Annotated in this window: 22 protein-coding genes; 9 read left to right on the top strand and 13 right to left on the bottom strand. The window is 68.7% G+C overall.

Annotation, left to right across the window (positions count from 1 at the left end; genetic code table 11):
* The first annotated feature begins 38 nt into the window (after positions 1 to 38).
* Positions 39 to 815: an ABC transporter ATP-binding protein gene (locus LRQ07_RS03630; RefSeq protein ID WP_153243596.1), complete on the top strand. Its 777-nt coding sequence runs from the start codon at positions 39 to 41 to the stop codon at positions 813 to 815.
* Positions 797 to 2,389 (top strand): hypothetical protein, encoded by a 1,593-nt coding sequence (locus LRQ07_RS03625; protein WP_256535859.1) that lies wholly within the window; start codon positions 797 to 799, stop codon positions 2,387 to 2,389. The genes LRQ07_RS03630 and LRQ07_RS03625 overlap by 19 nt, the downstream gene beginning before the upstream one ends.
* A 16-nt stretch (positions 2,390 to 2,405) precedes the next feature.
* Here the strand turns inward: LRQ07_RS03625 and LRQ07_RS03620 are convergent, their stop codons facing one another.
* Together LRQ07_RS03620 and proC are read right to left on the bottom strand one after the other, a co-directional pair.
* Positions 2,406 to 2,693, bottom strand: coding sequence for a DUF1905 domain-containing protein (locus LRQ07_RS03620; protein WP_256535858.1), 288 nt, complete (start codon positions 2,691 to 2,693; stop codon positions 2,406 to 2,408).
* Between the two features lie 3 nt (positions 2,694 to 2,696).
* Positions 2,697 to 3,536 (bottom strand): pyrroline-5-carboxylate reductase, encoded by an 840-nt coding sequence (gene proC / locus LRQ07_RS03615; RefSeq protein ID WP_256535857.1) that lies wholly within the window; start codon positions 3,534 to 3,536, stop codon positions 2,697 to 2,699.
* 60 nt (positions 3,537 to 3,596) lie between these two features.
* On the opposite strand from proC, the gene LRQ07_RS03610 reads away from it, so the two are divergent.
* Positions 3,597 to 4,568, top strand: coding sequence for a cation diffusion facilitator family transporter (locus LRQ07_RS03610; protein WP_047520558.1), 972 nt, complete (start codon positions 3,597 to 3,599; stop codon positions 4,566 to 4,568).
* Between the two features lie 28 nt (positions 4,569 to 4,596).
* Here the strand turns inward: LRQ07_RS03610 and tadA are convergent, their stop codons facing one another.
* Positions 4,597 to 5,052, bottom strand: a complete 456-nt coding sequence (gene tadA / locus LRQ07_RS03605) for a tRNA adenosine(34) deaminase TadA (RefSeq protein WP_256535856.1) — start codon at positions 5,050 to 5,052, stop codon at positions 4,597 to 4,599.
* 80 nt (positions 5,053 to 5,132) lie between these two features.
* Here tadA and upp point away from each other — a divergent pair, with 80 nt between their 5' ends.
* Positions 5,133 to 5,765 (top strand): uracil phosphoribosyltransferase, encoded by a 633-nt coding sequence (upp, locus tag LRQ07_RS03600; protein WP_047520553.1) that lies wholly within the window; start codon positions 5,133 to 5,135, stop codon positions 5,763 to 5,765.
* Positions 5,766 to 5,771: 6 nt separating this feature from the next.
* On the opposite strand, the gene LRQ07_RS03595 is transcribed toward upp, so the two are convergent.
* The 3 genes from LRQ07_RS03595 to nadE form a co-directional block, all read right to left on the bottom strand.
* Positions 5,772 to 6,551: a hypothetical protein gene (locus tag LRQ07_RS03595; protein WP_256535855.1), complete on the bottom strand. Its 780-nt coding sequence runs from the start codon at positions 6,549 to 6,551 to the stop codon at positions 5,772 to 5,774.
* Entirely contained in the window at positions 6,548 to 10,018 is a 3,471-nt protein-coding gene (locus LRQ07_RS03590) for a TM0106 family RecB-like putative nuclease (RefSeq protein ID WP_256535854.1), read from the bottom strand. The genes LRQ07_RS03595 and LRQ07_RS03590 overlap by 4 nt, the downstream gene beginning before the upstream one ends.
* Positions 10,019 to 10,103: 85 nt before the next feature.
* Positions 10,104 to 10,922: an ammonia-dependent NAD(+) synthetase gene (nadE, locus tag LRQ07_RS03585; protein ID WP_047520547.1), complete on the bottom strand. Its 819-nt coding sequence runs from the start codon at positions 10,920 to 10,922 to the stop codon at positions 10,104 to 10,106.
* Positions 10,923 to 11,031: 109 nt separating this feature from the next.
* On the opposite strand from nadE, the gene LRQ07_RS03580 reads away from it, so the two are divergent.
* Positions 11,032 to 11,589 (top strand): nucleoside phosphorylase, encoded by a 558-nt coding sequence (locus tag LRQ07_RS03580; RefSeq protein WP_153243591.1) that lies wholly within the window; start codon positions 11,032 to 11,034, stop codon positions 11,587 to 11,589.
* Between the two features lie 26 nt (positions 11,590 to 11,615).
* Here LRQ07_RS03580 and LRQ07_RS03575 read toward each other — a convergent pair whose 3' ends face one another.
* The 3 genes from LRQ07_RS03575 to LRQ07_RS03565 form a co-directional block, all read right to left on the bottom strand.
* Positions 11,616 to 14,615, bottom strand: a complete 3,000-nt coding sequence (locus LRQ07_RS03575; protein WP_256535853.1) for an AAA family ATPase — start codon at positions 14,613 to 14,615, stop codon at positions 11,616 to 11,618.
* Positions 14,616 to 15,785 (bottom strand): exonuclease SbcCD subunit D, encoded by a 1,170-nt coding sequence (locus LRQ07_RS03570; protein ID WP_256535852.1) that lies wholly within the window; start codon positions 15,783 to 15,785, stop codon positions 14,616 to 14,618.
* Positions 15,786 to 15,897: 112 nt separating this feature from the next.
* Complete coding sequence (locus LRQ07_RS03565; protein ID WP_047520540.1) at positions 15,898 to 16,206, bottom strand: GNAT family N-acetyltransferase; 309 nt, start codon at positions 16,204 to 16,206, stop codon at positions 15,898 to 15,900.
* 331 nt (positions 16,207 to 16,537) lie between these two features.
* Between LRQ07_RS03565 and LRQ07_RS03560 the strand changes: the two genes are divergently transcribed.
* The 3 genes from LRQ07_RS03560 to LRQ07_RS03550 are packed head-to-tail and all read left to right on the top strand — an operon-like array spanning position 16,538 to position 18,468.
* A complete protein-coding gene (locus LRQ07_RS03560; protein ID WP_256535851.1) occupies positions 16,538 to 17,245 on the top strand; it encodes a winged helix-turn-helix domain-containing protein in 708 nt (235 codons plus the stop codon).
* A 43-nt stretch (positions 17,246 to 17,288) separates the two neighbouring features.
* Positions 17,289 to 18,248, top strand: a complete 960-nt coding sequence (locus LRQ07_RS03555; protein WP_131491745.1) for a DNA-3-methyladenine glycosylase family protein — start codon at positions 17,289 to 17,291, stop codon at positions 18,246 to 18,248.
* A gap of 22 nt (positions 18,249 to 18,270) precedes the next feature.
* On the top strand, positions 18,271 to 18,468 hold the full coding sequence (locus tag LRQ07_RS03550) for a hypothetical protein (RefSeq protein WP_047520535.1): 198 nt from the start codon (positions 18,271 to 18,273) through the stop codon (positions 18,466 to 18,468).
* Positions 18,469 to 18,486: 18 nt separating this feature from the next.
* On the opposite strand, the gene LRQ07_RS03545 is transcribed toward LRQ07_RS03550, so the two are convergent.
* The 4 genes from LRQ07_RS03545 to LRQ07_RS03530 are packed head-to-tail and all read right to left on the bottom strand — an operon-like array spanning position 18,487 to position 22,305.
* Complete coding sequence (locus tag LRQ07_RS03545) at positions 18,487 to 19,242, bottom strand: ABC transporter ATP-binding protein (RefSeq protein WP_256535850.1); 756 nt, start codon at positions 19,240 to 19,242, stop codon at positions 18,487 to 18,489.
* Complete coding sequence (locus tag LRQ07_RS03540; protein WP_256536461.1) at positions 19,239 to 20,267, bottom strand: iron chelate uptake ABC transporter family permease subunit; 1,029 nt, start codon at positions 20,265 to 20,267, stop codon at positions 19,239 to 19,241. The genes LRQ07_RS03545 and LRQ07_RS03540 overlap by 4 nt, the downstream gene beginning before the upstream one ends.
* A 7-nt stretch (positions 20,268 to 20,274) precedes the next feature.
* Positions 20,275 to 21,261, bottom strand: a complete 987-nt coding sequence (locus LRQ07_RS03535; protein ID WP_232762538.1) for an iron chelate uptake ABC transporter family permease subunit — start codon at positions 21,259 to 21,261, stop codon at positions 20,275 to 20,277.
* A gap of 48 nt (positions 21,262 to 21,309) precedes the next feature.
* Complete coding sequence (locus LRQ07_RS03530; protein WP_256535849.1) at positions 21,310 to 22,305, bottom strand: siderophore ABC transporter substrate-binding protein; 996 nt, start codon at positions 22,303 to 22,305, stop codon at positions 21,310 to 21,312.
* Between the two features lie 100 nt (positions 22,306 to 22,405).
* Here LRQ07_RS03530 and LRQ07_RS03525 point away from each other — a divergent pair, with 100 nt between their 5' ends.
* Positions 22,406 to 23,173: a siderophore-interacting protein gene (locus LRQ07_RS03525; RefSeq protein WP_256535848.1), complete on the top strand. Its 768-nt coding sequence runs from the start codon at positions 22,406 to 22,408 to the stop codon at positions 23,171 to 23,173.
* Positions 23,174 to 23,356: the final 183 nt, after the last annotated feature.

The raw sequence follows: 23,356 nt of genomic DNA, 5'->3' as shown, positions 1-23,356 counted from the left end.
GGACGCGCAGACGACCCGTCCGTGGTGGGATGGAGGGCATGACCGACCACACAACGGCCCCACCCGTCCTCGCCCTCCGCGGGCTCCACAAGCAGTTCGGGCCGAAGGTCGCCGTCGACAACCTCTCCCTCGACGTGCCGGCCGGATCGATGCTCGGACTCCTCGGACCGAACGGCGCGGGCAAGACCACGACCCTCGCCATGGCGACCGGACTGTTGCGTCCGGACGCCGGGAACGCGTGGGTGCTCGGTGCGGATGTGTGGCAGAACCCCGCCGAAGCCAAGGCGCGCATGGGCGTGCTCCCCGACGGCATCCGCATGCTCGACCGGCTCTCCGGCGCAGAGCTGCTGCGGTACACGGGCCTGCTGCGAGGCATGCCCGAGGCTGACGTGGCATCGCGCACCGAAGAGCTCCTCGCCGCCCTCGGCCTCACCGATGCGCGTGATCGCCTCGTCGTGGACTACTCGGCGGGCATGCGCAAGAAGATCGGCCTCGCGTGCGCCCTGATCCATGCGCCGCGACTCCTGATCCTGGACGAGCCCCTCGAGGCGGTCGATCCTGTGTCGGGCGAGACGATCCGCCAGATCCTGCGCGCGTTCGTCGACGGCGGCGGCACGGTGGTGCTCTCCAGCCACGTGATGGAGCTCGTCGAGTCGATGTGCGACCGGGTCGCCATCGTCGCGGAGGGTCGTCTGCTCGCGCACGGCACGCTGGATGAGGTGCGCGCCGGTCTCACGCTTCAGCAGCGGTTCCTGGCCCTGGTGGGCGCACACGATCTCGGGACGGAGACACTCGCGTGGTTGCGCTCCTCGTAAGCCTGCGCTGGCGGCAGCTGGGCCACCAGCTCTCGCGCAACCCCTGGATGATCGTGACCCTGGTCCTCACCGGGATGATCGCCCTGGGCATGCTCGCGGGTCTGACGGCGGGACTCGTGGCGCTGCGCTTCGCCGCCCCCGAGGCCGCGGTCACCGTCATGGTCCTCGCCGGCACTGTGCTGGTCGTCGGGTGGTGGGTCGGGTCGATCCTGGTGAGCGGCGATGATTCGCTGGCCCCCGAGCGATTCGCTCTGCTCCCCCTCACCGCCGGCGCCCTGCTGCCCGGACTGGTCGTCGCCGGCGCGACGACCATCGGGGGCCTCGGCACGATCACGGCACTGCTGCTCATGCTCCTCGGCTGGTCGATCAGCCTTCCGGCACTGCTCAGCGCTCTGATCCTCGCACCCGTCGCCGTCGTGACGTGTGTGCTGGGCGCCCGTGTGGTGAGCGGGGTCCTCGCCGGGTGGTTGGCCCGCCGTGGCACGCGCGACCTCGTCGTGATCCTGGGGGTGCTGCTCGTCGCCTCCTCCGGCCTGCTGCTCAACCTCGGCATGGGTGCGCTGTTCCGGGTGAACGACATCGGCGGGGCGTTCACCGCCGTCACCGACATCGTCGGCTGGACGCCCATCGGTGCGGTGTTCGGCGTCTCCGCGTCGGTCGCGCAGGGCGATTACCTCTCTGCAGCACTCCGCCTGCTCATCGCCCTGGCGACGGTCATCGCCCTGTGGTTCGCGGCACGGGGGCTGCTCGCCGCACGCCTCGTCGCTCCGATCCAGAACAGCGGCGGAGGACGTGTGCGCTCCGGTGGTCTGCTGGACCGGGTCCTGCCGGCCACTCCGACCGGCGCCATCGCCGCACGCACACTGCGATATTTCCGCCGCGACCCTCGACAGGTCGTGAACGTCGTGATGATGCTGCTCCTGCCCGCGATCTTCATCGGGCTCGCGCTCATGAACGGACTGCAGGACGAGTCCGTCGGATTCGGGCCCGCACTCACGCTGATCCCGACGATCAACGCGCTCCTCACCGGCACCATCATCCAGATGGCGATCGCCTACGACAACGACGCGATCGCCGCCCACATCCTGGGCGGCGTCCGCGGCGCCGCCGATCGGGCGGGACGATTGCTCGGATTCGGGCTGATCGCCGTGCCCCTGACCCTCGTGCTGTGCGTCGCCACCTGCCTGCTCGCCGGCCGGATGGACCTGCTGCCCGGCAGCCTCGGGGCGGCGCTCGGACTGACGGCGATCTCGGCCGGCGCAGGCGCCTGGGTGGGCAGCTTCCTCCCGGGTCGCGCTCCCGCGCCCGAGGCCAACCCGCTCGGTCGCGGCTCCTCCGGTGGCGTGCAGTCGCTTCTCGCGATGATCATCATCGGACCGATCACGCTGCTCGTCGGCGCACCCGCCCTCGGGTTCGCGATCGCGGGGATCTGGAATCCTGCGCTGGGCTGGGTCAGCCTCGCGTGCGGTGTCGTGCTCGGTGCGCTCGCCCTGTGGGGTGGGACGGTGCTCGGAGGCAGCATCCTCAACCGACGCTGGCCCGAAGTGCTCGCCGAGGTCGCCAGCGAGAGCTAGCCGCAGCCGTCGGCCCTCATGCGTCGATATCGAGGACGAGATCCACGACGTCATCGACGCCGAGCCGCTCGTGGTCCTGGAGCGTCTTCTTGATCGGAACGATGTATTTGCCGTCCTTCGGCCACAGGGCGGTCGTGACCGTGGTGGAACCGATCGTGACGGTGGCCGGGATCATGCCCCACCCGTATGTCACGACCGAGGCGACATCGCGGATCATCTCGCTCTCGGTCGGCGGCACGGTGACGAAATGGAACGGGGCGGGTCCGCGCCAGTACCAGATCGGTCCCTCGATACGCAGCCGCATGGTTCAGGCTCCGGCGGCGAGTTCCTTCGCCCGCGCGAGTGCGGCGGCAGCGGCATCGGAGAAAGTGCGTTCGAGGTGCGCGTCCTGCAGCACCGAGACAGCCCGCTCCGTCGTCCCCTTCGGACTCGTGACGCGGCGACGCAGCTCGGCAGGGTCCTCTCCCGAGGCGTCGAGCAGTGCGGTCGCGCCGATGAACGTCTGCTCCACCATCAGCCTGGCGTCGGCATCCTCGAAGCCCATGCCGACGGCTGCCTTCGTGAACTCCTCGATCAGCAGATACACGTAGGCCGGACCCGATCCCGAGATCGTCGACAGCGCGTCGATCTGAGACTCCGGCACCTCGACGACCGCGCCGACGGTCTCGAACAGACGACGCACGAGCGACAGATCGTCCGCGGTCGCGGCGGCCCCTGCGGCGAGACCGGTGACTCCCTTGCGCACCGTCGACGGAGTGTTCGGCATCGACCGGATCACGCGGGCATCGGGGCCGAGCACATCGGCGAAGGTCTGCAGCGTGACACCGGCGGCGACACTCACCACGATCGCGTCGGCGGCGAGGTGCGGGGCGATCTCGCGCAGCAGGTCGGGCACCATCGCCGGCTTGACGCCGACCAGGACGATGCGCGCGCCCGCAGCGGCCTCGACGTTGCCGTCCGGCCGCTCCGCGAGTGCGATGCTGGTGACGCCTTCGAGCCCTTCGAACGCCTCCGCCTTCTCCGCGGTGCGGTTCGTCGCGGTGATCCCGCCGTCGATCCGGATGCCCGACGCGACCACTCCGCGCAGGATCGCACCGCCCATCGAGCCGGCACCGAGGAAAGCGAGGGAAGGAAGCGAGTCAGCCATGTCGTCATCCTACGGCGGGCACTCCCCGCATCCTCCGGTGGGCGGTTCTAGACTCGTCCCATGAGTGCATCCGGAGGCAACAAGGCCATCGTCGCGGCGTTCCTGGCGAACCTGGGCATCGCGCTCGCGAAGTTCGTCGCCTGGGCGCTGTCCGGTTCCGCCTCGATGCTCGCGGAGGCCATCCACTCGGTCGCCGATTCCGGCAACCAGCTCCTGCTCATGCTCGGCGGACGCAAGGCACGTCGCGAAGCAGACCGTGCACACCCCTTCGGCTATGGCCGGGAGCGCTATGTGTACGCCTTCGTCGTGTCGATCATCCTCTTCTCCGTCGGTGGACTGTTCGCGATCTACGAGGGCGTCGAGAAGCTCACCAACCCCCACGAGCTCGACAGGACCTGGTGGTGGTTGCCGCTGGTCGTCCTCTTCATCGCGATCGGGCTCGAGTCGTTCTCGCTGCGCACCGCGGTGCGTGAGAGCAACATCGTGCGGGAGAAGGGGCAGTCGTGGGTCTCCTTCGTGCGTCGTTCGAAGGCTCCCGAACTCCCCGTCGTACTGCTTGAAGACGTCGGTGCGCTGACCGGCCTCACGTTCGCGCTGCTCGGCGTCGGGCTCACGCTCCTCACCGGAAACCCGGTGTTCGACGCCCTCGGGACCGTGATGATCGGTGTGCTGCTGGTGCTGATCGCGATCGTGCTGGGCGTCGAGACGAAGAGCCTGCTGGTCGGCGAAGGGGCGACGGCCGCCGATCACGACCGCATCGTCGATGCCATCAACGCGGGCGACGAGATCGAGAAGATCATCCACATGAAGACTCTCTACCTCGGACCGGACGAGCTGATGGTCGCTGCGAAGATCGCCCTCAACGCCGACAAGCCGTTGCGGGAAGCCGCCGACGACATCAACGCGATCGAGGCGCGCATCCGCGAGGCCGTTCCGGTCGCTCGCATCGTCTACATCGAGCCGGACGTGTATCGCCCCGCGATCGATCCCGAGCCGTCGACCGACGTCTTCGTGCTGAAGTCCTCCGACTGAGCGCTGAGCCCGGACGGGCAGCGAGTGCTCAGCGCCGCTTCTCGAAGAAGGTGCGCAATTGCGACGCCACCGCGTCCGCCTGCACACCGCCGATCACCTCGGCGCGGTACGGGAGCCTCCGGTCGCGCAGGACGTCGTACATGGAGCCGGCCGCGCCCGCCTTCTCGTCCCAGGCGCCGAAGACCACGCGCCCGATGCGCGCCTGCAGAATCGCCCCCGCACACATGATGCACGGCTCGAGGGTGACCACGAGGGTGTGCCCCTCGAGGTTCCACGAGCCGACGGATGCCGCCGCACGACGCAAGGCCTCCACTTCGGCATGACCGGTCGGATCGTTCGTGGCCTCGCGGGTGTTTCGCCCCTCGGCGACGATGTTCCCGTCACGGTCGAGGATCACCGCTCCGACCGGGATCTCCGCCGCTGCCGCCGCCTCGTCCGCAAGCGCGAGCGCCCGCTGCATCGCGAGGTCGTCGGCGGCGGTCATGCGTCGAGCCTACGACAGCCGCACCCAGGTCACCGGGCCCGGATGTCGTGCCGGGCTCCTTGGCGCATTACCCTGTATCCATGCGTGTTCACGTCGCCGACCACCCTCTCGTCACTCACAAGCTCTCGGTGCTGCGCGACGCGCGCACCCCGTCGCCGGTGTTCCGCCAGCTCACGGAAGAACTCGTGACCCTGCTCGCGTACGAGGCGACCCGCAACGTGAAGGTCAGCCCGATCGAGATCACCACCCCTGTGACGACGACCACGGGCGTCAAGATCTCGGAGCCGCGTCCCATCGTGGTGCCGATCCTCCGCGCGGGCCTCGGGATGCTGGAAGGTCTGGTCAAGCTGCTCCCGACCGCAGAGGTCGGGTTCCTCGGAATGGTGCGCGACGAGACGACCTTCGAGCCGACCACGTACGCCGAGCGTCTCCCCGACGACCTGAGCGACCGCCAGTGCTTCGCCATCGACCCGATGCTCGCCACCGGCGGATCGCTCGCGGCGGCGATCCAGTTCCTGTTCGACCGCGGGGCGAAGGACGTCACGGCGATCTGCCTGCTCGGCACTCCCGAAGGTGTCGCCGCGATCGAGGCGATGGCGGGCGACCGCGACGTGACCCTCGTGCTCGGCGCGCTCGACGAGCGCCTCGACGAAAAGGGCTACATCGTCCCCGGACTCGGCGACGCCGGCGATCGCCTCTACGGCACGGTCTGACCGATATCAGTCTGCGAGGGTGAGTCGATAGGCGCGCTCGTCGCCGAAATATCGGAAGCCCACACGACTGAGGATCGGTGCGGACGTGGCGACGCGGCCCTTCACGAGGGCGGTCGCCGCGCCCTGCTCGGCGGCAGCGCGCAACCGCTCGGCGAGGACAGCCCGATACGCACCACGACCACGCGCATCCGGTAATGTCGCCGCTCCCCACAACCGTGCGAAGCCGTCGACGATCGTGCATCCGCCGGTGCTCACAGACCGTCCCTCCAGCCGACCGAGGACGCGCACATCGCGCCCCGTCTTCAGCCCTGCGACGACCTCATCCTTCTCGATGCGGATCTCCTCCTCGTCGAGCGGTTCCTGCGCCCAGACCGGCACGTTGATCGCGTCGACCTCCCGCACCTGTTCGAGCGTGCGCACGATCTCCGCCGACGCCTCCCCGGGGACGTCGACGACGAGTTCATCGATGGCGCGCGCGAGGACGGCGACGGTGTCGATGTGCTCAGCGCCGCGCCGACGCAGCTCGTCTTCGAGATCGGGCGAATCCGAGGGGTTGGTCCAGAACGTCAGCTGCGCCTCGCCCCAGCCGCGGGTGTGCGCGATCGCGTGATCGAGCACCGAAGAGGCATCGACAGACGAGCGGACCTGCGATGCACGAACCCCGCCGCCGAAGCGCGCCGGGTACCGCACGAGTTGCAGTTCCTCGTGCACCTGATCGCTGTCGCGGGGGAACCACACCCACGCAGCGGAAGCCCGGAGGATGTCCTCCGTGGTGTGGACGCTCACTCCGCCGCACCCACGAGACGCGCGAAGGCACTGAGACGAGCGACTCCCTCGGGCGTGTACGGCAGATCGTCGAGGAGGGCCGGGGAGTGGATGAGGTAGGCGACGACCTGAGCGCGGGAGATCGCCACGTTGAGACGATTCTGCAGCAGCAGGAACTCCGGCCCCCGAGGCGCATCCCGACCGCTCGACGCAGCCAGCGAGGTGATCGACACCACCGCCTCCTTGCCCTGGAAGTTGTCGACCGTCCCCACCGGAACATCCGGGAAGCCTGCATCGGCCAGCGCATCGAGCACCAGCTGGCGCTGCGCGTTGTAGGGCGTGACGACGATGATGTCGGACTGCCTCAGCGGACGCGCCGAGGTATTCGGGTCGTTGTCGGTGAAAGTCCGACCGATCAGATCGTCGACCAGCCGCACGACTTCGGCGGCCTCCTCCGCTGACGCGGTGGCGTTCCCCCGGTGCCGGAGCGGAACCACGTGCAGTCCGGGCTCCACACCGTCGAGAGTGCGGAGTTCCGTGCCGGGCGCCGAGGCGAGCTGTCCTGCGTATGCGAGCTTCGACACCGGAGCCGCCACCGCCGGGTGCATGCGCCACGATCGCGCGAGGAAGTAGCCGTACTCCGGCCGGACCACCGGATCGCCGTCCATCACCCACCCGAGAGCGGACGTGTCCACCGGCTCGGGATGAGCGCCCTGGCTCACCTGCGGGAGCTGCTGCGGATCACCGAGCAGCAGGAGCCGTTTCGCACCGGCGGCGACGGCGATGGTCGAGGCGAGCGAGAATTGTCCGGCCTCGTCGATCACGAGCAGATCGAGTCCCTCCCTGTCGACGCGCTGGGTGTTGCTGAAGTCCCATGCCGTGCCACCGACGACCGCACCCTCCCCGATGTGCTCCGCGAGGAAGGCTGCCATGCCGTTCTTCGGAATCGCGGTGTACGGCGGTTCGGCGTCGGGATCCTTCGGCGCTTTCGCCACCTGAGAGGGCGAGACGCCGTCGGACACGATCCGCGCCAGCAGCGTCTCGATGATAGCGTGCGACTGCGCGACCACGCCGACCTTGAAACCGTGCTCGTTCACGAGACGTGCGATCACACGAGACCCGGTGTACGTCTTACCCGTTCCGGGAGGCCCCTGCACGGCGAGATAGCTGTGGTCGAGGTCGAGCACGCCGCGCACGATCGCGTCGATGACGTCGTCGTCTGCGGGTGGGAGCGCATCCCCTGACGTCGTGCGCGGAGGGATACGACGCAGGATGTCGGTCGCGGCATCATGCGGGTAGCCCGGGGCCGCAACGTGCACGGCATCGGCCCACTCGTCGATCGCCCCTTGCAGGGAGACGACCCGCGGCGGCGCGGCGGGGGTGAGTGCGAGGGGAAGCTCGTCCCAGGTCTGGCCCTGCACCGCCGATTCGGTGACGAGGTAACCGTCGTCGAGCACTTCGGCCACCGTGACGGTGTGCGGCACGTGGACTGCTCGGGACGGCACTTCGGTATCGAAGGGCGCCGGCACCTCGTACAGGGCGAACGGTTGCGAACCCGCGCCGAGGGTCGTTCCCGGTGACACCTCTCCCCGGATCTCGATGTCGCGGGACATCACCCTGCGCCCTTCCCCGATACTCCAGTCCCGTCGGACGGAAGACGAGGGACGATCGACCCGCACCACGTCTCGCGTGCCGTCCCACATCGTCACCGGCTCCCGCAGCCGCTGGAAATGCGACACCCAGAAGCTCTTAGCCTCGCGAGGGAAGTAGTCGATCGCCGCGGCCGCGATGCGATGGACGAGTCCGTCGCCCCCGGCCTCCACGGCCTGCTCCGCGTCGGCAAGGAGCGCGACGGAGCGGGGCGACGGCTCGTAAATGACCTCGTCGGCGGCGTCCGGCGGCGCCGGTGTGACGCCCTTCTGCCGTGCGATGTCGATGAGCCAGTTGCGCAGCCTTCGCGTGGACACGCAGTCGTAGCGGTTGTAGTCGGCGAGGTCGGCGAGGACCACCTCCGCCTCACTCTGGTTCCCGGCCGCCGCGAGCTCGCGCGCCGCGACGTACTGAACGATCGAGTCGTCGCCCTTCTGCACGTCGCTCGTGCGCACGTCTTCACCCATGTAGAGCGGTTCGAGCTTCTTGATCGAGTACGAGCGGGATCCCACCCGCACGGTGCGCAGCACCAGCGGGTACAGATCGACGAACACCCCTTCTCGCAGCAGCCGGTCGACCTCTCCTTCGCGCACGCCGTGTCGCGCGGCCATCGCCACCAGATGCGACGTCTCGTACGGGGCGTAATGATAGATGTGCATACCGGGATGCGCCGCCCGGCGCAGGGTGACGAAGTCGAGGAAGGACTCGAGCGCCCGCTTCTCGTCGGCGAAGGTGTGCGCCCACAGTGCCGAGTACTGGTCCGCGTTGTCTACCCAGCCGAAGAGGTAATCGATCCCCCACTGCGCCTCCCCGTCGGCTGCGGGCTCGGTGTAGAGCGGATCCCCCTCGAAGTCGAAGAAGATGTCGCCGTGGCTCGGCAGGGGAAGCGTATGGATCGCTTGCGCGTAGTGCACGTCGTACGTCGGCTCGCCCTCTGCATCCGCGCGCAGCTGCAGACGGGCTTGAGCGCGAAGATTCTCGAACGTGTCGGTGTTCATTCCCGCCGGAGCATGGACCGCGGCGGCGAGGGCGTCGATCGTCTCGACACCGGCTGCCCGCAGTCGCGCCCGCTGCACCGGTCGCATCCGCGCGACCATCAGGAGGTCTCGATGCGCGAGCACCTGCTCCTCACAGGTCGCGCACCGGCCGCAGGCCACGATCTGGAGGTCACCGCGATCATCGCCCCAGGCGAGAGGAGTTCCCGTCGCACCGTCGGCGACACGACGATCGGCGATGAGTGCACGAAGCCGGGCTCGACGCACCTGGAACAGCGGGAGCAGGTCGTCGACGGCATGCGTGCTGAGGGTGCCGTCGCCGAGGATGAGATCGACCTCATCGGAGCGCGGGATGCCGAGCCGGTCGAGCTGATCGGCATATGCCGCGAGCTGCATGAGCGCCGTCACGCGAGCCTTGCGCGCCAGCTTCGAGTCCTGGACACGCCACCGCCCCTCGTCGTCCTTGCGCAGGAAATCAGCGAACCCGACGAACTCCTCAGTCGCGAACGCCGCCTGGAAGACGACCAGCGCCTCGGACCACAGCGCCCGCACGGTCTCGTCGATCGCCGCGGCCAACGCCTCCGCATCGACCGAGGACACCTTCTCGATGCGATGCACGTTCTCGTCGCCGAGGTCGTCGATGTAGCGGGCGAGCACGTTCTGCTCGTGGACGTCACCGAGCTCCGCGGCGCGCTTCAGCGTCGCGTCCTCCGGCTCTTCGACGGCCGGCACCCGGCCCAGCTTCGCGTCGATCGCCCGACACCACGCGAACTCGCATTCCGCGGCCGCCTTGAGGTCGCTCGCGCTCCAGATGACGCGCTGCGCCTGAGTGTCGATCCGCACGATGCTCCCGTTCTGTCGGATGCTTCGACACTATCCGCGGCATCCGACACGGGCGAAGCGGGACGCCCTCAGAAGCGGACTGCGATCACCGCCACCAGGTGTCGTCCGGGGTCACCGGCAGGTGTCTCTTGTGCTGCGTCGCGAGGTATCGCGCCTCGATGCGGCCGGCGACGTCGGGATCCACCGACCGTCCTTCGAGGAAGTCGTCGATCTGCTCGTACGTGAGCCCGAGTTCTTCCTCGTCGGCCCGGCCGGGTTGCCCATCGAGAAGATCGGCGGTGGGCACCTTGAACGCAAGTCGATCCGGGGCATCGAGGAACTGCAGCAGCGAACGCCCCTGCCGTTTGCTGAGACCGGACAACGGAAGGATGTCGGCCGCGCCGTCACCGAACTTCGTGAAGAAACCCGTCACCGCTTCGGCAGCATGATCCGTGCCGATGACGAGCAGGCCGTCGTGCCCGGCGAGTGCGTACTGGGTGACCATGCGCACGCGTGCCTTGATGTTGCCGCGGTTGAAGTCGCTGATGTCACTCGTGACCGCGAACTCGATGTCTTCCTCCACACCGTCGACGCCGTTCTGGATGTTGACCTCGACCGAAGAATCCGGAGCGATGAAGTCGAGTGCTGCCTCAGCGTCCGCCGCATCGTGCTGGACGCGGTACGGCAGGCGCACGGCCAGGAACTTCGCCTCGCCCCCCTCGGACCGCACCCTCTCGACCGCGAGCTGCGCCAGACGCCCGGCGAGGGTCGAGTCCTGCCCGCCCGAGATCCCGAGTACGTAACCCTTCGCGCCCGTCGTGCGGAGGTACTCGACGAGGAACGCGACTCGACGTTCGACCTCGGCTTCGGGATCGATCTCGGGCCGGACGCCGAGGTCCTCCGAGATCTGCTGCTGCAACGACATGTGATCCTCCGCTCTGTTCCTCGAATCAGTATCGCCCCTCCGTGTTACACCCGGGTGACGCCGCGTCGCTCGTCAGGTTCTGTTCGCGGTGACCTGAGAGAATGGGGCAGTGAAACTCCTCGTCGCCGCGCTCGCCTCCGAACTGTCCGCGTTCCCGGAGGAGCTCGAGGGCTTCGATCGGCTCATCACCGGCCCCGGCAAGTTGCAGGCGACGTACGCACTCACCCGTGCCCTCGATGCGAACGACTACGACGAGATCGTCGTGGTGGGCACCGCCGGGGCGATCGACCCCGACCTCGAGTCGAGGGTGCACGAGGTCGGCACGGCATTCCAGCACGACGTCACCGATCTCGACGGAATCTCCGGGCAGCACGTTTCCCTTCCCACGAAGGTGTCGACCGGGAAGGAGGGCGTGCTGATCGCGACCGGCGACCACTTCGTCGAGGACGCGGAGATCACCGCCGTGATCCGCCCGTCGGGCGCGGTTCTGGTCGACATGGAGACCTATGCGTACATCTGGGTGGCGGGGCGGTTCGAGGTCCCGATCCGCGTGTTCCGGGCCATCTCCGATCAGGCCGAAGACGGCGCTCTCACGGACTGGCGCGAAGCCGTCGCGCGCTGCAGTGTGCAGCTGCGCGAGTTCATCCTCGCCGAATACGGCGTGTGAAACCGCGGCGCCGTGCGGGCACCACCTCAGCGAGGCTCGATCATGCTGGGACCGTTCGGCAACGCCCGCACCGTGAGCTGCGCCGGGATCTGCTCCTGCATGGCCTCGACGTGGCTGATCACCCCGACGGTCCTGCCGCCCTGTCGTAGTTCGTCGAGGGTACGCATGGCGACATCGAGAGTGTCTCCGTCGAGCGAGCCGAATCCCTCGTCGATGAAGAGCGTGTCCAAGCGGATGCCGCCGGCTCGCGCGGTGACGACTTCGGCGAGGCCGAGCGCGAGCGCGAGCGAGGTGAGGAACGTCTCACCACCCGAGAGGGACTGCGGCGGCCTGGACTGTCCGGTGAACGCGTCGAAGACCACGATGCCGAGACCGGAAGCGGCGCCTCGTGCGGCGAGCGCATCCGAATGCCGCAGCTGATAGCGCCCCGTCGACATGTCGTGCAACCGCCGGTTCGCCGCTTCGACGATCTCTTCGAGTTCGGCGGCGAGGACGAAGGTCTCGAGCGTCATCTTGTGCGTGTTCGCTCCGCGCCCGGCGATCGTGTCTGCGAGATTCTGCAGCAGCTCGAATTCGGACGCCTCCGCGGTCGTCCTCGCATGCTCCGCGGCAGCCGACTCGATCAACCCTTCGAGTCGCTCGGCGACACCTGCAGCCCGGGCCGCCTCATCGACCGCGCCCTTCCAGAGCGCCCGGGCGGCTTCCGCCGCCTGCTCGGCCGGTTCCAGGTCGATGGGCTCTTCGGGGAGCGTGCGCAGTTCCAGATCGAACAGGATCCCGCGCTCTTTCTCGCGCTGGACGGCATGCTGCGCGATCCGGGCGTCGAGGGCCTCTTGTGCCGCCGACGAGCGAAGCGCCTCCTCCGCGGCCGCCGCGTCACTGAAAGGCGAGTCGGCGAGGGCCGTGTCTCGCTCGGATTCCGCCGCGACGAGCGCCTCGGACCTGCGGCGGTGTTCCGCGACCGCCGCAGCGAGAGCACGGGCGGCGGCGATCGCGGTCGCCGTGTCCGCGAGCCGGGCGGCGACCGTGTCGAAGTCGCCCCGAGCCTCGGCGATCGACTCGCGCGCCTGAGCCTCCCGCTGCCGCAGCAGGGCGTGGTCTTCTCGCGCCTGAGCGAGGGCCGCCGCGTCTGCCGCCTTCTCGGCCTCGAGCCGTTCGACACGCGCCGTCAGTGTCGCCAGTTTCGCGTCGAGCGCCTCCAACTCCTCCACGGCGCTCAGGCTGCGTGTGTACGCCGCCGTCGCCTCGGCGTGCTCCCTCTCGGCCTGCTCGACGCTCCTTCCGTCGGCGCGAGCCAGGACCGCGGCCAACTCGGCCTGCACGCTCGATGCGGCCGACATGAGTTCCCGCTCCCGCTCTGCCGCGGCGTCACGAATGAGCTCGGCGTCGGCGATGTCGTCGGGCGACACGGGATCGGAGTGCGTGGCGAGGCTCGGATGCTCGACAGAGCCGCAGACCGGGCAGGGGTCGTCAGGACGGAGACTCGACGCCAGCTCGCCGGCCATCCCGTCGGTGCGACGCTGTCGAAGCTTCGCGAGCGCGGTCTGCGCAGCGGCGTGCTCGGTGGTGGCAGCGGTGAGATCGCGCTCTGTCGCCGCTTGGTCGGCCTGGAGTCGTCGGGCTGCCCTCGCCGCCTCGACACGTACGTCCGCCGACTCCTGCGCGATCCTCAGGTCGTCCGCACGATCGGCGATGCGCCGGGTCTGGTCTCGCTCCGCCTTCAGCGCGGCCACCGCGTCGGGCAACGAGGCGCGCTCCGCTTCCCCGGCCTCGATGCGTGCGGTCGCTGCGTCGACGGCGGCGACCGCGATCCGCAGTTCTTCGTCGAGGGCCGGTGCCTGTTCCTCGAGCTCACGCGCCCGCTCCCAGGACCCGGTCTCCTTGGTACGCGCCGTCACCCACGCCTCGAGGTCTCCGTCGACGTCGAACTCGAAGGCGTCCCATTCCGCGCGAGCGCGCTCCTCGGCCGTCGCGGCAGCGTCGACCAGCTCGTGAGCCCGTGATGCCGCAGCGATCGTCGAGCGCAGCGCCTCGGCAGCACGCGCAGCCGTGAGCTCGGCACGCGCCTCGTCGATCAGCGGCGCATCCGCTTCGAGACGGGCGAGTGCCGCACGTGCACGGTCGCGTTCCTGCTGTGCGCGCTGCTCCTCACGCGTCGTCGCCAGCGCCGCATCGGCCTCGGCCGATCGCTTCTCGGCGTCGGCCTGTTCGGAGGCCCGCCGCTCGGCACGGTAGTCGGCTCGCGCCTGGGCTCGGCGAAGGGCGTCGAGACGCTCATCGATCGTCAGTGATGCCGTCGGCTGCTCCCCCGCCGCCGTGGGGGCCGTGCCGTCGTCGGCATCGCCCGAGAGGCCCGCGGTGTCCACCAGACGTTCGGCCTCACCGACACGAGCGTCGACGGTGGCGAGCCGCGCACCGAGCGTCTGCTCCGCCTGGCGGCGCCGCTCGTCGAAACGGGCCTGCACGTCTTCGAATCGCTGAGTGCCGAAGAGGCGGCGAAGCAGCGCCTGGCGATCCCTGCTCCCCGCCAGCAGGAACTCGGAGAAGCGGTTCTGCGCCAGGAGGATCACCTGCAGGAACTGCTCGCGGCTCAGCTGCAGGATCTCATCGAGGTCGCCGGCGACGTCGACGGCTCGTGCGGCACGCCCCACCCAGCCCGCGTCCGTCCATTCCTCCAGTGACACCGCTGCGGCCTGCTTCGTCAGCCCCCCGCCGCGCTTGGCCGGACGAAGGTACTCCGGCGAGCGCGTCACGCGGAACCGACCGGCCGGAGTACTGAACTCGACCACGACCTCGGAGGGATCATCGGGCTCGCAGTGGTCGCTGCGGAGCCGCTTCTCGCCCCCGTCGTAGCGTGGCACACCACCGTAGAGACCGAAGCAGACGGCATCGAGGATGCTCGACTTGCCGGCGCCGGTACGCCCGGCGATCAGGAAGATGCCATCGTCGCCGAAAGCGTCGAAATCCACGATCTGCCGCGACCGGAAAGGGCCGAACCCCTCGATCTCCAGGCGATGGAGGCGCATCTAGACGAGAGCTTCCGCGCGCACGCGCTCGTCGAGCACCGCGCGGATCAGGTCGCGCTCCGCATCCGTGGCGCCGTGCCCGGCCCGGACGTGCTCGAGGAACGCCTCGATCCGGTCGACATCGGTCACCGCGGTCCGGAGTCGCTGCGAGTACGACCTCTCCTCCGCCTCGGAGACGGCCACGGGCTGGTGCTGCACCATGGCGCAGCAGGGGTAGCTCTCGCGCAGACGCCGCATCGGCTCGGCCTGAGGCAGCGCATCGGTGTACACGGCGCACACCCACTCGTTCGCATGCTCGGCGACCATCTCCGGCGCCAGGATCTCGTCGAGCGTTCCCGTGAGCGTGACCAGACGACGCGGCACGGGCAGTTCGAGCCACTCGACGGCGGCGAGACCGTGGGCATCGAGGTCGACGAGCCACGAACCGCGCGCCTTGTGCTGCTCGCCGAAGCTGTAGTGCAGCGGAGCCCCGGCGTAGCGGACGCGCTCGCTGAGCGTCTGGCGACCGTGGATGTGCCCGAGCGCCACGTAGTCGGGGCCGTCGAACACGCTGAGAGGCACGACATCGAGCCCACCCTGACGCACCTCGCGCTCGAGGCCTGCGGTGGCATCGACTCCTGCGGCGAAGCAGTGCGCGATGACGACCGCACGGCCCTCGTGCATGTCCATGCCCGCACGGACGAGGTCCATCGCATGCCCCATGGTCTGCGCCTGGGTGCGCAGCGGGCGGCCCACACTGTCGCCCTCGGGCCAGTGCTGACGCACGATGGCCGGCTCGAGGTAGGGGATGCCGAAGAAATGAACCGGTCCATCGGTATCTGCGATCGTGATGGGCTCTCCGACAGCGAGCGGATCGGTCAGCACGTGGATGCCGTCACGGAGCAGCCGCGCCTGGAAACCGAGCCGCGCGGCCGAGTCATGGTTTCCGCTCGTGACGATCACTCGCGCCCCGGCCTCTTCCAGCGCCACCAGCGCATCGCCGAGGAGCGAGTAGGCGGGACCGGACGGCGTCGCGGAGTCGAAGACGTCTCCGGCGACGACCACGACGTCGACGGAGTGCGTGCGCACCTGCTCGGTCAGCGCCCCGAGCACCTCGGTCAGCGCGTCCATGGTCGAGTTGCCATGGAACGTGCGGCCGATGTGCCAGTCGGAGGTGTGCAGGATTCGCATACTCACACGGTACGAACCCCCTCGGACATTCCGTCCGAGGCGTGCCGCGACCCGTTCATGACGTCACCCCGTCGGTAACCCGCCGTAACACGACGTCATGAAACGACGGCGGTCAGCGCGAGCGCAGCAGGGGGGCGTGCTCGGGGTGCGCGGCGAACCAATCGGCGACGTACCAGCACACCGCGTCCACCGTGCGGTCGCCACGCTCCTCGATGTCGGCCACCGCACCCTCCACGACCTTGCCCGCGTAGCCGTTGCCGCGGAAAGTCGGGATAGTGAACGCGCGGGTGAGGGCGATCGTGTGACCGTCGTCGCGGTAGTCGAGAACGCTCACGAGCTTTCCATCGCGCATGAGCGTGTAGCGGGACGCGTCCTTCTCGTCGGTCAGGATGAAGCCTCCGACAGTGTGCGAGATCGTCATTCGATCCACGTTACGCCCGCCAGGAGCGCCCGGGCGTTTTGACATGGGGCGTCACGATCGGACATAATCCCCCCATGACCACCAACGCAAGCCCTTTGTCCGCCCAGGAGGCGAACAGGACTGCCGGGATGATGATGCCCGGTCGCGTTGGCATGTGTTGCCGAATGTGTCGCTGAACGAACAGCCACCCCGCCTGACCTGATTCCTCGCGAACTGCGAGGCCAGTGTCTCCGAGCATCCACCCTCTGCTCGCTTCCCGGCTCCGCCGGTCATTCATGCAACGCATCAGAGCCCCCTCGATCCGGGCTCACGTCCTGAGGACTTCATCATCATGTCGAACACCGCACTTCTCGAGCGTCCCGCCACCACCGCCGCGAACCGCACTCGTGCCGAGGCCGCCGCACCGGTGCCCTCCGCCACCGCAGACCTTCCCGCCGTCCGCTCCCCGCGAGGCTTCGCGCTCTACGTGGGGCTCGACGAGATCAAGGCCGCCGAAGCCGGTGTGAGCCTGCCGTTGCTCGTCGATGCCCTGCGACGCACCCTCGCCGAACTCGCTCCGGGTGCGGAGACGCACGCCACGGTCGCCCTCGCGCCGCACGGCTCGGGCGGCCGCGACCTCGACGTCGTCCGCCTCGCCCTGCAGGAGCCGGGCGCCATCGCGCGCACCAAGGCCGCTGCCGAAGAGGACATGGCGGAAGAGGAGAGCGGCGTCACCGTCGACATCTCCCGCAAGCGCGTCCTGATCGACGGGGAGTCCGCGGCCTTCACCTACAAGGAGTTCGAGCTGCTGCAGTACCTCGTGCTGCGCGAGGGCCGCACGATCGAACGCAGCGAGCTGGTCTCTGCTCTCTGGCAGGCGCAGGACGACGAGACCCCCGGTGAACGCACGATCGACGTCCACGTGCGTCGTCTCCGCGCGAAGCTCGGACGCTACGAGGACATCGTCCGCACGGTGCGGGGAATCGGCTACCGGTTCGACCGTCACGCCGACGTCGTCATCCGCTACGGACACGGAACCCCCTCGCCCGACCGCTTCTGACCGTCTGCGAGTCGGTGTCAGGGCCGGCGCGTAGGGTGGGCGCATGACATCGACGGCGCAATCCGCAGCGGCTGAGGTCGCGCCATCGGATGCCCCTCGGGAGACCGTTTACCGCCCATCGCACCCTCTCGATCTCGGCCGCACACTCGGCTTCCTTCGCCGTGGCACGGGCGACCCGACCATGGTCATCGCCGGATCGGTGATCTGGCGGGCAGTGCGCACACCCCTCGGTCCGACGACGTTGGCGGTGCGCACGATCGGTGGCGAGGTGCGCGCGACCGCCTGGGGCCCCGGAACGGACTTCGCGCTCGACGCCGTCCCCGCACTCTGTGGAGCCCACGACGACGCCGAGGGGTTCGACGCATCGCATCACCCTCTCGTCGCCGAGTCCGCGCATCGCCATCCCGGGCTGCGCCTGACACGCACCGACGAGGTGTTCGACGCGCTGGCATGCGCGATCATCGAGCAGAAGGTCACCGGCATGCAGGCGTTCGGAGCGTGGCGTTGGCTCGTCTCCCGCTTCGGCGAGCGCGCCCCCGGCCCGACGCCCCGACCGATGTTCACCGCGCCCACCGCCGCACAGTGGCACCGCATCCCCTCCTGGGCGTGGCACCGCGCCGGGGTCGAGCCCCCACAGTCCCGGACCCTCGTGCGCGCCGCGGAACGAGGCGATCGCATCGCCCACGCCGTGCGGACTGCCCCGGACGGCACGGCGCGCGACCGCGTTCTCACGAGCCTTCCCGGCGTCGGGGTGTGGACCTCGGCGGAGACCCGGGCCCGCGCGCTCGGCGATACCGATGCCGTCAGCGTCGGCGACTACCACCTCGCCCACGAGATCGGTTACGCCCTCACCGGCACGCGCACCGATGACGCCGGGATGCTCGAGCTCCTCGCTCCCTGGGCGGGGCAACGGCAGCGAGCGGTCCGCCTCATCGCCGCCAGCGGGGTGCACGAGCCGCGCCGAGGCCCTCGCCTCGCACCCGAGAACCATCGCGACCGCTGACTCCGCCGCCTATGCTGGGGCCATGTCCCGCAGAGCGATCCGCATCTCCATCACTGTCGGCCTGTTGATCGTCGGCGTGGTGGTCGGGCTCATCTTCCAGAATGTGTGGCTGGGCGTTCTTCTCGCCGCCATCGTGTGGCTGGGCTGGTTCCTCGGGTACGAGTCGCGGCGCGGGAACAACGCCGGCGTCAACGATGAAGACCACGGCATCGAGCTCTGAGGAGCTCGTGCGCGGAGGTCAGTAGTACACCGCGAGCGGTCCGGAGGGTCCGGCGATCACGCTCACGGGGGTGTCGAAGACCCGTGACAGCACCTCATCCGTCATGATCGCGGCAGGGGATCCGAACTCCACGACCGCGCCGTCCTTCATCGCGCAGATGTGGTCGGCGTAGTGCCCCGCGAAGTTGATGTCGTGCAGCACGATCACGATCGTGCGTCCGAGTTCCTCCGCCGCCCGTCGCAGGTGCTTCATCATCTGCACCGCGTGGCGCATGTCGAGGTTGTTCAGCGGTTCGTCCAGCAGCACGAACTCGGTGTCCTGTGCCAGCACCATCGCAACGTAGGCGCGCTGACGCTGCCCTCCGGAGAGCTCATCGAGATACCGCCCCTCCAGCGGACCGAGGTCGAGGAAGTCGATGGCCTGGCTGATGATCTCCTCGTCGGCCCGGTTCAGCCGTCCCTTCGAGTGCGGGAACCGGCCGAATCCCACGAGCTGGCGCACGGTGAGTCGCGTGACGAAGTGGTTCTCCTGACGCAGGATCGACACGACCTTCGCCAGGTCCTTCGACCTCGTCGAGGCCACATCGAGCCCCGCGATCTCGATGGCCCCCGCATCCATCCCGTTCAGCCGGCCGATCATCGTGAGCAGCGTCGACTTGCCCGCACCGTTGGGTCCGATCAGCGCGGTGATGCCGCCGGTCGGGATCTCGAGGTCGACCGGACCGATCGCGACCTCGCTGCTGTAGTCCCGGCGGACGCCGTCGAGAGCGATCACAGTCTGCCCTTTCTGAGGATGACGATGAGGAACACGGTCCCGCCGACGAGCTCGATCAGGATCGAGACCATTCCCTGCGCGTAGAACACGTTCTTCATCACGAAGTACGCCCCCGCGAGGATCGTGAAGGCGGTGAGCACCGCGACGGGGAAGATCAGCCGATGGTCATGCGTGTCGGCGAACTGGTAGGCGAGCGTGGCGACCAGGAAGCCGAGGAAGGTCATCGGCCCGACCAGCGCGGTCGACGTCGCCATCAGCACGGCGACGAGGAACAGTACGACGAACAGCTCGCGCCGATGGTCGACACCGAGCGAGCGCGCGGCGTCCGGACCCAGGGCCATGAGGTTGAGCCGACGCGATCGGATCCATAGCAGAGCGGAGGCCACGATCACGAGCGGGATCGCGAGCGGCAGGTAGGAGGCGTCCGCGTTCGAGACGTTGCCGAAGAGACGGGCGGCGAGCACGTCGAACTCGCTGGGGGTGAGCAGACGCTGCATGAACGTGGCGACCGCTCCGAGACCGCCGCCGATCACGATGCCGACCAGAAGCATGATCTGCAGGTTTCCGTATCGCCCCGAGAGCAACCACCCGTACAGGGCGACCGCGAGTCCGACCATGATGACGACCTGGATCGCGAACTGGCCGACGCCCTGGATCGCGACGAGCCCGGCGACTCCGAACAGGTAGACGGTGGAGGTCTGCACGACGCGGTACAGCGACTCGAAGCCCATGATCGACGGCGTGATGATGCGGTTGTTGGTGACGGTCTGGAAGCTCACCGTGGCGATCGCCTGGGACACGGCGACGAGCGCCATCACGGTGACATCGATCGCGCGGTGCTGGGCGATTCGCCAGAATCCTGCGGAGCCGACCGGCATCGGGTTCGCCCATGCCAGCAGCCCGAAGCCGGAGACGGCGGCGAGGACGACGAGCACGCCGAGGACGAGGACGTAGCGACGGCGCGCTCGCGGGGTCGTGAACGAGCCGGCCGATCGCACCGGGCCGCCCGTCGTCGTCGGTGTCATCACCGCGCTAGCCACGTCGACGCTGCCTCAGCAGGAGGAGCACGAACACCACCGCGCCGACGACCCCGAGGATCAACGACACCGGGACCTCGAACGGCATGATGATGGTGCGGCCGATGATGTCGCACACCGTGACGATCGCGATGCCGAGCAGGCACACCCACGGCAGATTGCTGCGCAGATCGTCACCGCGCACCATCGAGACGATGTTCGGCACGATCAGCCCCAGGAAAGGAAGATTGCCGACGACGACCGTCACGACACCGGTGGTCACCGCGATGAGCACCGTGCCGAGCAGGATGATCCGGTTGTAGTTCACACCGACGTTCGTGGCGACCTCCTCCCCGAGCCCGGCGATGGTCAGTCGATCGGCGACGATGAAGACGATCACCCCGATGACCGCCACGATCCAGAGCATCTCGTACTGACCGCGCATCACCGAGGTGAAGCTCCCCGCGAACCAGACGCCGATGATCTGCAGCGAGTTGGTGACCAGGGCGAGATAGGTGGACAGGGCACCGACGACCGCACCGAGCATGATGCCGACGATCGGGACGATGAGCGAGGACTTGAGGGCGACTCGACGGAGGAACGCGAAGAACACCATCGTGCCGATGAAGGCCGCGAGGATCGCACCGGCCATCCGCAGCGGGAGCGACGGCTGCGGCACGAGGATCATGACCATCAGCAGCCCGAGCCCCGCCCATTCGGTGGTCCCGGTCGTCGTGGGCTCGACGAAGCGGTTCTGCGTGAGAAGCTGCATCACGAGGCCCGCCATGGCCATGGCGGCGCCGGCGAGGACGAGCGCGATCGTACGGGGGACGCGCGTGATCTGGAACATCTGCGCGCCGTCGTCCGCCCCGGCGATGTCGTAGACGCCCGTGAAGAGCGAGATCACGAGGAGCACCGCGACGACGAGCACGCCGATGAGCAGTTTCACGTCGAAGAGCCGCCCGGCGTGGCGGGGCGGCTGGGTGATGTCGGTGGAGACCATGATGACCGTGCGGCGGCACCCGGATCATCCGGATGCCGCCGCAATACCTCAGTTCTTCGCGCTCTTCTCGAGGGCGTCTGCGAAGTCGTTGAGGAACGACGTGTAGGTCTGGATGCCCTCGTTCAGGTACGTGTCGGTGGGCATGTAGACGAGCTGCTTCTCCTTCACGGCCGTGACGCCGGCGAGGGCCTCGGAGCTCTCGAGGATCTCCGCAGCCTGCACGTAGTCCGGGGTTTCGGCAGCGAACACGGCGTCGCGGTCGAGCACGAGGATCCAGTCGGGGTCCGACGCGGCGATCGCCTCGACCGAGATCTCATCGCCCTGGTGGTCATCGGTCGCGTCGTCGACCTGAAGTGCCGGGGTGAGCCCGAGAAGGTCGTAGATCGGGCCGAGCGAGCGGCCGACGGTCGGGGCGAGGTAGCCGATCTCGCCGCCCGACGTGTTGACGGCCATGACGGTGTCGGCGTCGTCGTACGCAGCCTTCGCGCGCTCGGCAGCGGCGTCGAAGTCCTCGACGAGCTTCGCGGCCTCGTCCTGCTTGCCGAAGATCTCTCCGAGCACGGTGACCTGGCGCTTGAGCTCCTCGTCGAAGGGCTCTCCCTCGCGCGGCTCGAGGTCGACGATCGTCGCATCGGGCACGAGGTCGGCGATCGCGGTGTTGTGCTGCGTGAATCGCTGGCCGCTGATGATCAGGTCGGGCTCCACGGCGACGATGGCCTCGAGGTCGGGCTCGCTGTGCAGTCCGATGTCGACGATGCCGTCGTCCTTCACGTACGACACGGTCTCGGGCATGAGCGCGACGGCTCCGGCCGCGAGCTCGACGCCCCAGTCGGACAGCGTCTGGAAGGTGCGGTTGTCGAGAGCCACGACGGAGGTAGGAGGTGTCGCGATCTCGTGCGTGCCGGTGTTGTCCTCGACCGTGACGGTCGCGGCTGCAGGTTCGTTGTTCTCCGATTCCGCCGAACCGCCGGATGCGCAGCCGGCGAGGGCGAGAAGACCGACGAGCGCGACGCTCGTGGCGGTGAGGGTTCTGGGCACGGACATGGAGAGACTCCTGTTCTGCGGGATCGATGCGCACACGACGGGCGCCGGGCGGCGAGGTTAGGGCAACCTTCCCTCGATAGTTTTAGGTTAGCCTTACTTTATGAGCAACACGAAATCCGGATTCTCGATCGAACGTCGTGGCCTGCAGCTGCGCTTCCGCCACGTCGCACTGAGCGCCCGGGAATGGCTCGCGCCGGATTTCGTCCGCGTGCGGCTGACCGGCTCGGACCTCGCCGGCTTCGATTCGCCGGGCGCCGATGACCACATGCGGCTTTTCTTCCCCTCCGGCCCCACGGACTCGGTCGAGGAACTCCGCGCCTCGCCGAGCCGCGAGTACACGCCGCTCGCCTGGGGCGACGACTGGCTCGATGTCGAGTTCGCGGTGCACGGAGACCAGGGCGTCGCGGCCCCCTGGGCGGCGACGGCACCGCTCGGATCCAGGATCGGTGTCGGCGGTCCGCGCGGGTCAGCCGTGCTGTCCGGCGACCCCGGCTCCTGGCTGCTGGTCGGCGACGAGACCGCGATCCCCGCCATCCGACGCTTCGCCGCGCTGATCCCGGCAGGCACCCCGGCCCGCATCGTGGTGGAGACCGTGAACCAGGGACGCGAGTTCGAGATCGATGCGCCGGTCGACATCGAGTGGCTGCATCGCGGCGAAGCCCCCTCCGGTTCCGCACTCATCGCCTTCCTCGAGACTCTGACCGCGGACGACGCCGTCGGAGACGACCCGTTCGTGTTCATCGCCGCGGAGCAGTCGATCGTCAAGCCGGGCAGGGCACTGCTCGAACGCTGGGGCGTCGACACGACGAAGGCCGTCGTGAAGGGGTACTGGAAGCGCGGCGAGGCCGAGTACCACGCGCCACACTGACCCTTCCCCGGCGAAAACCCAGACCACCCGACGTGTTCGCGTCTGGTCGTGGTTCGACACAGCGGAGCTCCCAGCGCTGGTCTGGGTTTTCGCCTTCCGGCGCAGTCGGTGCCGCTTGACTCCCGGGCGTGTCGCACCCTAGGGTGGCAAAGCTGTGCCATTCGGCGCAGCACACCAGCCGAG

Origin of the sequence: Microbacterium sp. J1-1, from assembly GCF_024498615.1 — a bacterium.
GTDB lineage: Bacteria > Actinomycetota > Actinomycetes > Actinomycetales > Microbacteriaceae > Microbacterium > Microbacterium aurugineum.
Note: the sequence above shows the minus strand (reverse complement) of the source record. Positions and strands in the feature narration are given on the sequence as shown.